The 13,307-nt window shown below is 72.4% G+C and carries 12 protein-coding genes; 5 read left to right on the forward strand and 7 right to left on the reverse strand.

What is annotated here, in order from left to right; genetic code table 11:
* Positions 1 to 114: 114 nt before the first annotated feature.
* Entirely contained in the window at positions 115 to 858 is a 744-nt protein-coding gene (locus C6Y14_RS32535; protein WP_107020477.1) for a YcnI family copper-binding membrane protein, read from the reverse strand.
* A gap of 201 nt (positions 859 to 1,059) precedes the next feature.
* Positions 1,060 to 1,896 (reverse strand): hypothetical protein, encoded by an 837-nt coding sequence (locus C6Y14_RS32540; RefSeq protein ID WP_107020478.1) that lies wholly within the window; start codon positions 1,894 to 1,896, stop codon positions 1,060 to 1,062.
* Between the two features lie 305 nt (positions 1,897 to 2,201).
* Here C6Y14_RS32540 and C6Y14_RS32545 point away from each other — a divergent pair, with 305 nt between their 5' ends.
* The 3 genes from C6Y14_RS32545 to C6Y14_RS32555 all read left to right on the forward strand — a co-directional run bounded on the left by C6Y14_RS32545 (position 2,202) and on the right by C6Y14_RS32555 (position 4,630).
* Entirely contained in the window at positions 2,202 to 2,654 is a 453-nt protein-coding gene (locus C6Y14_RS32545) for an ATP-binding protein (RefSeq protein WP_107020479.1), read from the forward strand.
* A 150-nt stretch (positions 2,655 to 2,804) separates the two neighbouring features.
* Complete coding sequence (locus C6Y14_RS32550; RefSeq protein WP_225891385.1) at positions 2,805 to 3,776, forward strand: intradiol ring-cleavage dioxygenase; 972 nt, start codon at positions 2,805 to 2,807, stop codon at positions 3,774 to 3,776.
* Positions 3,777 to 3,790: 14 nt separating this feature from the next.
* Positions 3,791 to 4,630 carry a triphosphoribosyl-dephospho-CoA synthase gene (locus C6Y14_RS32555; protein WP_107020481.1) on the forward strand — a complete coding sequence of 280 codons (840 nt, stop codon included), beginning with the start codon at positions 3,791 to 3,793 and terminating at the stop codon, positions 4,628 to 4,630.
* Here C6Y14_RS32555 and C6Y14_RS32560 read toward each other — a convergent pair.
* The 4 genes from C6Y14_RS32560 to C6Y14_RS32575 form a co-directional block, all read right to left on the reverse strand.
* A complete protein-coding gene (locus C6Y14_RS32560; RefSeq protein ID WP_225891386.1) occupies positions 4,605 to 6,065 on the reverse strand; it encodes an MFS transporter in 1,461 nt (486 codons plus the stop codon). The genes C6Y14_RS32555 and C6Y14_RS32560 overlap by 26 nt on opposite strands.
* Positions 6,066 to 6,200: 135 nt before the next feature.
* Positions 6,201 to 7,568 carry a MocR-like pyridoxine biosynthesis transcription factor PdxR gene (gene pdxR / locus C6Y14_RS32565; RefSeq protein ID WP_107020482.1) on the reverse strand — a complete coding sequence of 456 codons (1,368 nt, stop codon included), beginning with the start codon at positions 7,566 to 7,568 and terminating at the stop codon, positions 6,201 to 6,203.
* 186 nt (positions 7,569 to 7,754) lie between these two features.
* Positions 7,755 to 9,242 carry an aminopeptidase P family protein gene (locus C6Y14_RS32570; RefSeq protein ID WP_404828856.1) on the reverse strand — a complete coding sequence of 496 codons (1,488 nt, stop codon included), beginning with the start codon at positions 9,240 to 9,242 and terminating at the stop codon, positions 7,755 to 7,757.
* A gap of 270 nt (positions 9,243 to 9,512) precedes the next feature.
* Entirely contained in the window at positions 9,513 to 11,024 is a 1,512-nt protein-coding gene (locus C6Y14_RS32575) for a PP2C family protein-serine/threonine phosphatase (protein WP_107020483.1), read from the reverse strand.
* A gap of 473 nt (positions 11,025 to 11,497) precedes the next feature.
* On the opposite strand from C6Y14_RS32575, the gene C6Y14_RS32580 reads away from it, so the two are divergent.
* Positions 11,498 to 12,163 carry a bifunctional DNA primase/polymerase gene (locus C6Y14_RS32580; protein WP_107020484.1) on the forward strand — a complete coding sequence of 222 codons (666 nt, stop codon included), beginning with the start codon at positions 11,498 to 11,500 and terminating at the stop codon, positions 12,161 to 12,163.
* 260 nt (positions 12,164 to 12,423) lie between these two features.
* Here C6Y14_RS32580 and C6Y14_RS45740 read toward each other — a convergent pair whose 3' ends face one another.
* Positions 12,424 to 12,726: a hypothetical protein gene (locus tag C6Y14_RS45740; protein ID WP_318658075.1), complete on the reverse strand. Its 303-nt coding sequence runs from the start codon at positions 12,724 to 12,726 to the stop codon at positions 12,424 to 12,426.
* 21 nt (positions 12,727 to 12,747) lie between these two features.
* On the opposite strand from C6Y14_RS45740, the gene C6Y14_RS45745 reads away from it, so the two are divergent.
* The gene (locus C6Y14_RS45745) at positions 12,748 to 13,122 is read left to right on the forward strand and encodes a hypothetical protein (RefSeq protein WP_318658076.1); all 375 of its coding nucleotides are present in this window, start codon (positions 12,748 to 12,750) and stop codon (positions 13,120 to 13,122) included.
* Positions 13,123 to 13,307 lie beyond the last annotated feature (185 nt).

Raw genomic sequence — 13,307 nt, forward strand, 5'->3', positions numbered from 1 at the left:
ACCGGCCGGGATCGCGGTGAGCGTCCGACCTCGGATCGGTCGGACAGGACCTGCGCGGAGGCCGTACCGGACCGGCGGGGGCCGGTCCGGACCTGCGCGCAGGCCGTACTGGACTTAAGCGTTGGTACGCCGACGGCCGGCGAGAACGCCGAACGCCACGCCCGCCACACCGACGACGATGCCCACGACGCCCAGCACACGGGCGGTGGTGTCGCTGCTGTCGGTGGAGGCGGCCTCGGTGGTCGAGGCGGCGGCCTTCGCGTCGTCGGCCTTCTCGGCGTCCGCGTCGTCGTCGGAGGCGGCGGATCCGTGGTGGTCGTCGGTCGCGGCGGACAGCGCGAGCACCGGAGCGGGCGTCTCGGGCTCCTCCTCGCCCTTCTCCTGGGTCTCGATCCAGCGCACGACCTCGTCGTTGGAGTACGTCTGGATCGCCTTGAACACCAGTTCGTCGGCGTCCTCGGGCAGCGCGCCGATGGAGAGCGGGAACTTCTGGAAGAAGCCGGGCTGGATGCCCTTGCCGTCCGCGGTCCAGGTGACCTTGGTGACGGCCTCGTTGATCTTCTCGCCGTGCAGTTCGAGCGGCTTGTCGAGCTTGGACTTGGTGACCTTGACGTTCCAGCCGTCGACGGGCTGCGGCATGACCGAGGCGAGCGGGTGGTCGGCCGGGAAGTTGATCTCCAGCTTGGTGGTCGAGGCATTGTCGCGCTCGTTCGGCACCTTGAAGTTGACCGTGGCGTAACCGCCCTTGGCGGCCGTGCCCTCGGGCTGCACGCTGACGTGGGCGAACGCGGGGCCGGACAGGACGAGGACGGCGGAGGCGGCGACGACACCGGTCGCGGCGATACGAGAAGCCTTCATGGCAGGAAACACTTCGCTTTCAGCACTGGTTCGGTGAAGAACCGTTCGGTCAAGAACCGTTGGGTCGAATCCGTCAGGTCAAGAACCGTTCGGTCAAGAACTGGGATTGCGCGCGTGAAAGAGCGGGCACGCGCGCGTGCCGCACGACGGCACCCTTGGAGTGGTACGTCCGAAGGAGTACGTCCGAAGTGGCGCGTCGTGTCAGGCGGCGAGGACGAGTGCCCCGCCGGCCGGCGGACCGCGCCGGCTGACCGAGTGCTGAAGAGCGGTCGTACGCGGGGCCGGTGGCTCGTACGCCCAGCCGCGCGGTGCGCCGGGCACCGCCGGGAGCACGCCGGGCAGGCCCGCCAGCAGGGCCCGTACGAGCGCCAGGGCTCCGCGCAGGGAGACCAGCGGCCCTTCCGCGACTCCGTGCGCCGAGAGCCGCAGGAGGCGCCGCAGAGCGATGTCCCCGCGGCGCAGCAGCCACCCGGCGGCGACGGCGGCGAGAACGTGGCCGAGGAGCATCGGCAGCGACGGCAGCACCGACGACGGTGATCCGACGGCGGCCGACATGGCGCCCGCCTGCTCGTGCAGGGCGTGCGAGGCGCCCGTGCCCGTACCGCCGGTGCCGGTGCCTGTGCCGAGTTGTGCGTCGGCGAGGATCCGCTGGGCCTGGGCGGGGCTGAGGGTCGCGACGGACGCGCCGCACACCAGCCGCGCGGCGCGGGCCACGAGCGAGGTGTCCACACCGGTGGAAGCCGTGGAGGCGGTGGCCGCCGTACCGTGCTGTCCGAGTCCGAAGAGCGTGTGCAGCACCGTCTGGCCGGTCGCGAGGAGCACGGTGATGCCCGGCAGCGAGCGCTCACGCCCGGCGAGCGGCGCCGCGACGGCGAAGACGGCGAGGAAGCCCACCCCGAGCGACCACAGGGGAACCGTCGCGCAGGAGGCGATGGAGTGGCCGGCCGCGGCCAGCACGACACAGACCGCGGTGAACACCGCGGCCCTCAGGACCCGGAGATCACCTCCGGTGTGCGCGCGCTGGTGGGAGGCAGTCATGGCGGGCTCATCATCGCACTGGCCCTGGCCGCCCCATACGGCAGGTCCACAAGATGACGTGCGGACCGGAAGATGAGGTTCTGGGGTCATTCGCCCGCATATGTGTCGGCTTCGTCGGTGCCGCGTCGGTGCCGTGCCTCGGTCCTGTGTGTCGGTCCTGTGTGTCGGATACATACCGGCCATACACCGGCAGATGGCGTCGGTACATCCCCCGTATGGGCGTTCTCACGTCGCCCGCACGCTTAGCCCCGGGCTCCGGCGGCAATACGTATCGGTATGTCGAGCCGCGGCCAGGAGGCTGGAGCATGAGCATCTGGTGGTCCCTCCATCTCCGGCGTGAGGCGGCGAGTGTTCCGCTCGCCCGGCGCCTGCTGATCGGCACGATGGAGTCGGCGGGGGTGGATCCTGACATCTCCTACGACATCTCCGTCGCGCTGAGCGAGGCCTGCGCCAACGCCGTCGAGCACGGCGGCGACACGGACCGGGGCAAGCCCACCGAGGCCTACCGGGTCACCGCCTATCTGGACGGCGAGAAGTGCCGTATCGAGGTGACCGACTCCGGCCCGGGGTTCCCGTCCGGACGGGGGCGTGCGCCCCTGCGGCCCTCCCACAGCGACGCGGAGCACGGCCGGGGCCTGTGTCTGATCCAGGAGCTCGCCGACCACGTCCACATCGGCAGCTCCGTCAGGGGCGGGGCCGTGGTCAGCTTCGACAAGATCCTCAAGTGGCGCGAGGGCACACCGCTGCTGGCGACCTGACGGCCCGTCCCGGGCCCCTTCGAACGGGCACCCCTACCGGGCCCCTCCAAGAGGGGTGGTTTCCCGCCGATTTCAGCTTTCCCGGCATTCTCAGGGCGCTCACAGCTTTCACCCATGTCCCTGACGGGTCGCCTCCCTAGCTTTTCCGGCATGACGGGAACACACAAAGGCACGACCATCACGCGGCGCCGGGCCCTCGCGGTCACCGGCGGTACGGCCGCGGCCGGCGGGCTCGCGATCGCCGGATACCAGTCCGCCTTCGCCGACGAGACGGCCGCCACGGCTGCGGAGAGCGCCACGGGGAGCGCCACGGAGACGGCCTCCGCGAGCGCGTCGGCCACGTCGGGCAGCGGCACCTGCGTCCTCATGTCCAGCGTCACCGAAGGCCCGTACTACCTGGACGGCGCCCTCGTGCGGAAGGACATCACCGAGGGCAAGAGCGGTGTCCCGCTGACGCTGCGGATCACCGTGCAGGACACCACGGAGTCCTGCGCCCCGGTCGCCGGCGCGGCCGTGGAGATCTGGCACTGCGACGCGTGGGGCTACTACTCGGGCTACACGACGGCCAACCCCGGCGGCTCCGCGCCCGCCGAGAGCGAGGACGGCTCGACCGCCGACGACAAGACCTATCTGCGGGGCTACCAGGTCGCCAACGCCAACGGGGTCGTCAAGTTCGAGACCATCGTCCCCGGCTGGTACACGCCGCGCACCTGCCACATCCACGTGAAGGTGCACACCGGCGGCGAGAAGGAGGACGGCACCTACGAGGGCGGCAAGGTCAACTACACCGGCCAGCTCTTCTTCGACGACGACATCGCCGAGCAGATCTTCGAACTGGAGCCCTACTCCCAGCACTCGGGCACCTGGACCGAGCTCGACGACGACATGGTCTACGACGGCGGGGGCGCCTCCAGCGGCCTGCTCACCCTCAAAGCCGTGCACAAGAAGGACCCCTCCAAGGGCTACAAGGGCTCCATCACGCTCGGGGTCGACCCGGACGCCGAGAACACCGGCGCGGGCAGCGGCGGCGGTGGCGGCGGCACGCCCCCGAGCGGCGCTCCGAGCGGTGCCCCCAGCGACGCCCCGAGCGCGTCGGCCTCCTCCTCCGCCTCCTCTTCCTGAGGAGGCCGTCGGCGATGAGCAGCCGTGCGGACGAGACGCTGGCGCGGGCCGCGGTGGCCGCGCTCACCGGGCAGCTGGCGCTGGCACCCAAGCCAGGACTGCCCGACCCGCGTGACCTCGGTGCCCGGGTGACCGGTGAGGACCACTGTTCGCTGCGCTGGTCGGCCAAGGCGCTGGAGCCGGGCCTCGCGGCGATGGCCGCCGCCGCCCGCCGCACCGGTGCGGCGACCCCCGAACTGCGGGCGGAACTCGGTGCGATCGGACGCTGCACCGAACACTCGGTGGCCCTGGCGGGCGGCGGGCACCGCGGAGCGCTGTGGGTGCTCGGCCTGCTGGTCGCCGCCGCGGCCCTGGAACCCCGGACCGGCGGACGGGACCTGACCGCCGCCGCCAAACGGATCGCGGCCCACTCCGACCGGCGGGCGCCACGACGGCCCTCCCGCGGTTCGTCGGTCTCCGCGAAGTACGGCGCGGCCGGTGCCCGGGGCGAGGCGAGAGCCGGCTTCCCCCATGTGCGCAGGGCGTTGGACACGCTGGCCGCGGCCCGCACCGCGGGCGTCCCCGAGCCGTACGCGCGCCTGGACGCCCTGCTGACCGTCATGTCGACGCTCCAGGACACCGAGTTGCTGTACACGGCAGGCCCGCACGGTCTGCGGCACGTGCAGGCGGGCGCGCGCGGGGTCGTCGAGGCGGGCAGCACGTCCACCGGTCCGGGCCGCGCGGCCCTGGCGGCCTTCGACGAGGACCTCCACGCGCGCGCGTGGAGCCCGCGCGGAAGCAGCGGGCTGCTCGCGGGGGCCCTGTTCGCGGATGCGCTTCCGGTGCGGGTCAGTTCACCGGCACCGGCCGCTTGACGGCCGTTTCGGGTGCCGGAGCGAGAAGTGAGCGCGCGGCCCGGCTCTCCGTCGGCCCGGGGGCCGGGTTGCCGTCCGAGTCCGTGGTCCGGCTCTCCGTCGGTCCGGGGACCGGGTTGCCGAGCGGGTCCGTGGTCCGGCTCTCCGTCGGTCCGGGGACCGGGTTGCCGTCCGAGTCCGCGGTCCGGCTCTCCGTCGCCCACCGCACCGCGGGACCCATCGCGTACGAGGCCGCCAGCGTCAGGGCGCCGAGCAGCAGCCAGCCGGGCGTTCCCCAGCCCACGAGCAGCGCCGTCAGCACCAGTGGGCCGAGCGTCCGCGCCACCGTCGCGCCCGTACCGAAGAAGCCCTGGTACTCGCCCACCCGGTCGGGCGGAGCGAGGTCGAAGGAGAGCTGCCAGGATCCCGCGGACTGCTGCATCTCGGCGACGACCTGGAGCACCGCGCCGACCGTCAGCACACAGACCGCCGTCCACGGCGGGACCCCGGCCGACAGGGCGAACACCGCGCACGAGGCCAGCATCACGAGCCCCGAACGCCGTACCGCGCGCGTGGCCGACGCCGTGCCCGTCACCCCGCGGGCCGTCCGCACCTGGAAGAGCATCACCGCGCCGGTGTTGAGCACGAACAGCGCGGAGACCACCCACGTCGGAGCCGCGGTCCGCTCGGCGATCCACAGCGGGATGCCCAGACTCAGCAACGGCATCCGAAGCAGCAGCACGGTGTTGAGGAGGGTCACGACGGCGTAGGGACGATCGCGCAGCACGCCGGGCGCGTCACCCCGCCCGGACCCCTGGCCGGCTCCCACGCGCGCGTGCGTCCCGTCCACGGCCGGCAACCGCAGCAGCACCGCCGCGCACAGCAGGAAGCTCACCGCGTCCAGCGCGAACACCCCGAGGTAGGCCGCCCGCGTCCCGGCGTGCAGCGCCAGTCCGCCGAGCCCCGCCCCCACCGCGAGCCCGGCGTTGAGCGTCGACTGGAGGTGCGCGAGCAGCCCCGTGCGCTCCTGGCGGGACACCAGACCGGCCAGGAGCGCCTGCCGGGCGGCCGCGAGCCCCGACTGCGCGGTCGCGTACGCGCACGCCGCCAGCACGAACGGCACGAAGCCCCGCACGACGAGGAAGGACGCCACGGCGAGGCTCGTGGCCAGCGCCAGGAGCACCGCCGTGCCGCGCGGCCCCCGCCGGTCGGCGAGCCGGCCCAGGGGTACGCCCGCGACCGAGCCGACCGCCCAGGCGACCGTGAGCCCGAGCCCCACGCGCGCGGGTGCGAGCCCGACGACATGCGTGAAGTAGAGGGCGGAGGTGACGTAGAAGGCGCCGTCCCCGACGGAATTGCTCAACTGGGCCAGGGCCAGGACCCGCTGCGGTCCCGCGGGCGGGATCACACGGTTCACGCGTACGGAGGCCTCGGCTGCCGTTGCTCGGTTGCTCATGGCCATGACGCTACGAGGGCAGTGGACCTCTCGGCAGGCCCAATAACTGTGCCATTTCCTGGCCCAATTTCCGCGCCTCGCGCCCCGCGCCCCGTGCCAAGCACGCAGCGCCCCGTGCCCGGTGCCCGTCCTGCTTCAGGCCCCCTCCAGCACCTGCCCCAGCGCTTCCAACGCCTCCGGATAGACCCGCTCCCGAGGCGTCCCGTACCCCACCACCAACCCCTGGGGCCGTCCGTCGCCCGGCGTGTGCCAGTGCTCGCCGAGGTGCCCGACCGCGAGGCCCTTCCCGGCGGCCCGCGCCAGCACCGCCCCCTCGTCCGCCACCTCGACCAGCGCGTGCAGCCCCGCCGCGACACCCCGTACGCCCCGCCGCGCGCCCAGCCGGTCGAGGAGCTGGTCCCGGCGCCGCCGGTAGCGCAGCCGGCACGCGCGTACGTGCCGGTCGTAGGCATGACTGGTGATCAGCTCGGCGAGGGCCAGCTGGCCGATGGACTCGGTGTGGTGGTCGCTGTGCAGCTTGGCGTCGGCGACCGCGTCGACGAGATGCGGCGGCAGCACCATCCAGCCGAGCCGCAGCGCGGGCCCGAGCGTCTTGGACGCCGTCCCCAGGTACGCCACCTGCCCGGGGGCCATCCCCTGGAGCGCGCCCACGGGCTGCCGGTCGTAGCGGAACTCCCCGTCGTAGTCGTCCTCCACGATGACCCCTCCACGCGCGCGTGCCCAGTCCGTGAGGGCCCGCCGCCGCTCCGGGTGCAGGGTCACCCCGGTCGGGTACTGGTGCGCGGGCGTCACCACGACGGCCGCCGCGTCCCCGAGCCCCCGTACGCGGACGCCCCGTTCGTCGACCTCCGCGGGGGCCACCGTCCCGCCGTTGTGCCGCACCACGTCCCGGTGGAAGGGCAGCCCGGGGTCCTCCATGGCGATCGCCCCGCCGTCCAGCACACGGGTGAGCAGCGCGAGCCCCTGTACGTATCCGGTCGTCACCACGATCCGCTCGGGCGGCGCGATCACCCCGCGCGCCCGCCCCAGGTACCCCGACAGCGCCGTCCGCAGTTCGATCCGGCCGCGCGGGTCCCCGTAGTCGTACGCCAGGGAGGGCGCGTTCGCGATCGCCCTGCGCAGCGCCCGCAGCCAGGCCGCCGCCGGAAACGTACCGACGTCGGGGCTGCCGGGCCGCAGATCGAAACGGGGCGCACGCGCGCGTGCCGACGTCCTCGGCGCGGCCGCGTCCACGGAGGGCAGCGGGGCGACCTGCGTACCGGCCCCCTGCCGCGCGGTGAGATAACCCTCGGCGACGAGCTGGTCGTACGCCGCCTTCGCCGTGCCGCGCGAGATCCCGAGCTCCACGGCGAGCCGCCGGGTCGCGGGCAGCCGTGCTCCGGGAGCCAGCCGCCCGTCCCGGACGGCGTCGCGCAGGGCCCGTTCGAGCCCGGCGCGACGCCCGTCGGAGACGTCCGGATCGAGATGCAGATCGACACCGACACCGGCCCAGAACGAGTCCACCGACCAGATCTCCTTCTGCCGGGGCCGCGAAAAACCGCGCAGCCTTTTGCCTTTTGGGGGCGCGGGGAACTGCGCGACCAGCCACAGCGCACCCGCGGACGACGGAAATGGCCGGGCACCCCATCGGTACCCGGCCATTCGTGTCGGTTCATGCCACAGCACAGCGCCGACTCATGTCATCGCACATCAGCCCGTCAGCGAAGCCATCCACGCCTCGACCTCGTCCGACCGGCGAGGGAGCCCCGCGGACAGGTTCCGGTTGCCGTCCTCCGTGACGAGGATGTCGTCCTCGATCCGGACGCCGATGCCCCGGTACTCCTCCGGCACGGTCAGGTCGTCCGCCTGGAAGTACAGCCCCGGCTCGACGGTCAGGCACATGCCCGGCTCCAGCGTGGCGTCCACGTACGTCTCCGTCCGCGCGGCCGCGCAGTCGTGGACGTCCATGCCGAGCATGTGACCGGTGCCGTGCAGGGTCCAGCGGCGCTGCAGCCCCAGCTCCAGGACCCGCTCGACGGGGCCCTCGACGAGCCCCCACTCGACGAGCTTCTCGGCCAGCACACGCTGGGCGGCGTCGTGGAAGTCCCGGTACTTGGCACCCGGCTGCACGGCCGCGATGCCGGCCTCCTGGGCCTCGTACACGGCGTCGTAGATCTTCTTCTGGATCTCCGAGTACGTGCCGTTGACGGGCAGCGTGCGCGTGACGTCGGCCGTGTAGAGGGTGTGGGTCTCCACGCCCGCGTCCAGCAGGAGCAGGTCCCCGGAGCGCACCGGGCCGTCGTTGCGTACCCAGTGCAGCGTGCACGCGTGCGGTCCGGCCGCGCAGATCGAGCCGTAGCCGATGTCGTTGCCCTCGACCCGCGCGCGCAGGAAGAACGTGCCCTCGATGTAGCGCTCGCTGGTCGCCTCGGCGCGGTCCAGGACCCGTACGACGTCCTCGAAGCCGCGCACGGTCGAGTCGACCGCCTTCTGCAGCTCGCCGGCCTCGAACTCGTCCTTGACCAGCCGGGCCTCGGAGAGGAAGACCCGCAGTTCGGCGTCGCGCTCGGCGGTGACCTTGTCGGTGAGCGCCGCCTCGATCCCGGCGTCGTATCCGCGCACGACCCGGACGGGTCCGGTCGCCTCGCGCAGCTTCTCGGGGAGTTCCCGGACGTCGGAGGCCGGGATGCCGTACAGCTGCTCGGCCTCGGTCAGGGAGTGGCGGCGGCCGACCCACAGCTCGCCCTGGCCGGAGAGCCAGAACTCGCCGTTCTCGCGGTCGGAGCGCGGCAGCAGGTAGATCGTGGCCTTGTGGCCGTCCGCGGCCGGCTCCAGCACGAGGACGCCGTCCTCGGTGAGACTGCCGGTCAGGTACGCGTACTCGACCGAGGCACGGAAGGGGTACTCCGTGTCGTTCGAGCGGGTCTTCAGGTTCCCCGCGGGGACGACCAGGCGCTCGCCCGGGAAGCGCGCGGAGAGAGCGGTGCGGCGGGCCGCCGTGTGCGCGGCCTGGGCGATCGGCTCCAGGCCGTGCAGCTCCGTGTCGGCCCACCCGGACTTCATGCTCTCGGCCAGCTCGTCGGACACGCCCGGGTACAGGCCGTTCTTGCGCTGCTTGATGGGCTCTTCTTCATCCGCCTGGTCGGCGGCATCTTCAAGCACGGCTTCCGGGGTCTCCGGAATGAGCGCCTCCGACACGATCTGCCTCCTCGATACGACTCTGGACGCCTACCATCGTACGGTCGTACGGAAGAGCGCCCAGGGCCGGAAGACCCGATGACGTGCGGCTCACACAGGGGGCACGCCGGCGCCCCTGAAGAGGGGCCTGCGGCTCACTCGGACCGGCCCGCCCGGGTGACGTGCGGCAGGTGGTGCGGCCCGCGCGGAACCGGACGTGGGGCTCGTGCGAACCGGCCCGCGCCGGACGTGCGGCTCACTCGAAGCGGCGGACGCCGGACATGCGGCGGCTCACTCGAAACGGGCCGCGAGCAGCACCACGTCCTCGTCGCTGTCGGTCTCGTCGAGGCCGTCCGGCAGCATGGTCCGCAGGACGTGGTCGGCGACCGCGTCCGGGTCCGCCCGCAGCGCCCTGGGCACGCTCGCGGCAGCCGCGTGCAGCCGCGAGAAGGCCCGGTCCATGGGATCGCCGGTGCGGTGCAGCAGCCCGTCCGTGTAGAGCAGAACCGTCTCTCCGGGCTCCGCCCGGAACTCCACACTGGGCGCCTCCCAGCAGGCGAGCATCCCCAGGGGCGCCGAGAGCGACGTCTCCACGTACTCGGTGCGCCGCTCGCCGATCACCAGCGGCGGGCTGTGTCCGGCCCCGGCCAGCGTGATCTTGCGCAGCGCCGGCTCGCAGTACGCGAAGAGGGCCGTGGCGGAGCGGGCCGGTTCGGTGAGCCGCAGCAGCAGTTCGAGGTCGGAGAGGACGGCGACCGGGTCCTCGCCCTCCATCACCGCGTACGCCCGCAGGGAGGCCCGCAGTCGGCCCATCGCGGCGACGGCGCTGGGCCCCGACCCGGTGACGGACCCGACCGCGAGGCCGAGCGCGGCGTCGGGCAGCGGCAGCGCGTCGTACCAGTCGCCGCCGCCGCGCGGTCCCGTGCGGTGGCGGGCGGCGAGCTGGACCCCGGAGACCCGGGGCAGCCGCGAGGGGAGCAGCTCCTCCGAGATGGTCGTGATGCACGCGCGCGTGCGCTCCAGTTCCACCAGGCGGGCCAGATGCTCCGCCGCGTACGCCGTGTAGAGGCCGATCAGGTGACGCTGCCGTTCGACCGGCTCGGCCGGCTCGTCGTAGAGCCACACGGCGGCGCCGAGACGGCCCGCCGCGTCCGTGGCCAGCGGCAGCGCGTAGCTCGCGGCGTAGCCGAGCCGCGCGGCCACCTCGCGGTGCCGCGGGTCGAGCCCGTCCTCGGAGAGCAGGTCGGGCTGGGCGATCTCGCCCTCGCCCCCGGGGAGCCCGTCGAGGATCTTCCCGTACGACGTGGAGCTGCGCGGGACGGTCTCGATGTGCCCGAGATCCGCCCGGGCGAGGCCGAGGCCGATCGTGGTGTCCGGGCCGAGGCCGTCGCCCGGTTCCAGCACCACGAGACCGCGCCGGGCGCCCACGAGGGCGGCTCCGGCGCGCAGCAGTTCCTGGAGGGCGTCCGCCAGTGAGGCGGTCCGTGCCAGTCGCTCGGTCAGCTCGTGCAGGGTGGTGAGATCGGACACCCAGCCTGCGAGTCTGTCCTGGAGGACGGCGCTCGGGGCGTGTGGGGAAGTGGCCGGTGGGGAACCCGTGGTGGCACGTGTCGGCGCGACAGTGTGTGTGGGTGAGGGAACCGTTGAATCGATTCCGGCCACTTTCGGGAGGTGAGGGGCGTTCATGGTGTCCGGCTTTCCGACCGGTGCGTATTGCTCAATAGCATCGCAAACCCCCATGTCATTCTGCGCCGCTGGCAGTGTCTCCACATGTACACGCACTCGTGAGGGGATGTCCAGCATTGTCCTGCTGGGATTCCTGGTGTCCGTGGGACTGCTACGGAAAGGTAAAGTTGGCTTAAAACTGACTCAAGTCACGGCGTATTGCGGTCGACTGGCCTAGCTCGACAGAGCGTCACAGCGGTCGTGATGGGTACGTACTCGGTGAAGGCCAGATGTGGTGGGGATCCTCACAGAACCCTCCCGGAACCTGGCGCCGGACCCGGGCGTCTTAACCAGCGACGACCGTGCCCCATCCTCCCGTGGCGGAGGCGGCGAGATATACGCGGTACAGCAAACGCCAGGCGCCGCCACCCCACGCCATGCCCGTGCTTTAGCCAGACGCAGTATGGACGCGGACGCAACCAACGCTCGGCCCATAGGGGTTCCCCTTGTCTCTGACGAGGGTGTGATGCGCCAGTAGGTACGCACAGTGAAGTGATCGACACATGGTGTGATGTGGTTCCTCGGCGTTCAACGGAAAGGAACGAGCGCACATGCGCGAGATCCTCGGAAGGCGACGCAGGCTCCTGTCCAGGCGAAACGACGGGAGGCCTGAGATGCTCAGCGCGGCCCTGACCTTCGCGACCCAATGGCAGTGGCCCGTACTCCCGGGTGTGGCCCCGGACCCGCAGGGGCGGGCCCGATGCGGGTGTCCGGACCCGGAGTGCACGGTGCCAGGTGCCCACCCCTTCGACCCCGGCCTGCTCGCGGCCACCACCGACGAGCGCATGGCGCGCTGGTGGTGGACGAACCGGCCGACGGCCCCGATCATCCTCGCCACCGGAGGAAACGCCCCGTGCGCGGTGAGCCTGCCGGCTCCGGCCGCGGCGAGGGCGCTGGCCGCCCTCGACCTCAAGGAAATGCGCCTCGGCCCCGTGATCGCGTCCCCGACGCGCTGGGCGCTGCTCGTGAAGCCGTACTCCCTGGAGCAGCTGGGTGAGCTGCTCTACGCCAAGGACTTCGTGCCCGGCTCGCTGCGTTTCCACGGCGAGGGCGGTTACGTGGCCCTGCCGCCGTCCGAGACCGGACAGGGCGGCATCCACTGGGAGCGGGCTCCGCTGCCGGGTTCGGCCGCCCCCTGGGTGCCCGATGTCGAGGCCGTGGTGGACGCGGTGGTGGAGGCTCTCACTCGTACGGGTGTGAGCGCCCCCGAGTTGTAGGGGACTCGGGCGCGCGGCGAACCGCGCGCCCGCCCTCGCTCGTTATCGTCCCCTTCATGCTGCGTCACTCCGGGGGACGACCCCTGGACTCCCTGTACTCACCGCACTCCCCGGATCCCCCAGACCCCGACCGACCGGATCCCCGAAAAGTCCGCCTGGCGATGCCGGCGGTCATCGTCGTTCTCACGGTCGTGCTGCCGCTGGGGGTGGCGTCCGCGGGACCGGTGGGCCGCGATGCTCCCGCGTCGTCCTCCGCATCCTCACTGTCGTCCGCACGGGCGTCCGCACAGTCGCCGGACGGTGCCGGCCGCGACGCCGGTGACCGTGGCGCCGGTGGCCGTTACGCCGCTGAGCGTGATGCCGGGCGACGGGGCGTCGACGGTCGTCACGCCGACGGCCCTGATTCCGGCGGTTCTCGTTCCTCCGGTTCGCGTTCTGCCGCCGCTGGTGTCGACGGCCCCGGCGGCCCCGGCGGCACCGGAGGTCCCGGCGGTCTTGGCGGCCCCGGTTCCGACGCGGCGCCCGGCTCCGGTCGTGCCGACGGTGGGGCGGCCGGCCGGCACCCCTCGGCTTCCGAGCGCTCCTTGACGCTCGGAGTGGGGCTCGCCACCGCCGCCCGCTGCGGACCCGAACTCGCCTCCCCCGACGGCATCGAGGCGCAGACGTGCGTGCTGACGCAGGGGCGCGAGACGTGGGCGCGTACCTACTACCGCAACGCGACCGGTGACGCCCTCACGTCCGTACTGACGCTTCTGGCGCCCGGAGGCCGCACCGTGCGGATGCACTGCGCGGTGGGCGCGGACGACGAGCCGGGGGTGTGCGAGACACCGCGGGAGCGGACGGTGGGCGACGTTTCGGAGTACTCGGCGATCGCTGAGTTCGCCAAATCCGCGGAGGGCGCCGACGGGCCGCTGCTTCTGCGCTCGGGGAGCAACTCGCCTACACGGAAGGTGCGTTGAGAACTTCGCCGAGGGCGGTCCCGGGTCCGGGCACGAAAAGACCCGGTTGCTGGCGACGGGGGATGCACCAGCAACCGGGCTATTGGAACGGTAACAAGAGATCGGCAGTTCGCAAATTCGATCTCGGCTATTCAGACACGGATTCGCTTGTCACGACCGGGAGTTGTGACAGGAGTCACCCGCTT

Source organism: Streptomyces dioscori (assembly GCF_003024195.1).
Lineage (GTDB): Bacteria > Actinomycetota > Actinomycetes > Streptomycetales > Streptomycetaceae > Streptomyces > Streptomyces dioscori.

Coding starts and splice junctions, on each gene's coding strand:
- C6Y14_RS32535 (WP_107020477.1), bottom strand. CDS start 858: ATGAAGGCTTCTCGTATCGCCGCGACCGGTGTCGTCGCCGCCTCCGCC.
- C6Y14_RS32540 (WP_107020478.1), bottom strand. CDS start 1,896: ATGACTGCCTCCCACCAGCGCGCGCACACCGGAGGTGATCTCCGGGTC.
- C6Y14_RS32545 (WP_107020479.1), top strand. CDS start 2,202: ATGAGCATCTGGTGGTCCCTCCATCTCCGGCGTGAGGCGGCGAGTGTT.
- C6Y14_RS32550 (WP_225891385.1), top strand. CDS start 2,805: ATGACGGGAACACACAAAGGCACGACCATCACGCGGCGCCGGGCCCTC.
- C6Y14_RS32555 (WP_107020481.1), top strand. CDS start 3,791: ATGAGCAGCCGTGCGGACGAGACGCTGGCGCGGGCCGCGGTGGCCGCG.
- C6Y14_RS32560 (WP_225891386.1), bottom strand. CDS start 6,065: ATGAGCAACCGAGCAACGGCAGCCGAGGCCTCCGTACGCGTGAACCGT.
- C6Y14_RS32575 (WP_107020483.1), bottom strand. CDS start 11,024: ATGCTGGACATCCCCTCACGAGTGCGTGTACATGTGGAGACACTGCCA.
- C6Y14_RS32580 (WP_107020484.1), top strand. CDS start 11,498: ATGCGCGAGATCCTCGGAAGGCGACGCAGGCTCCTGTCCAGGCGAAAC.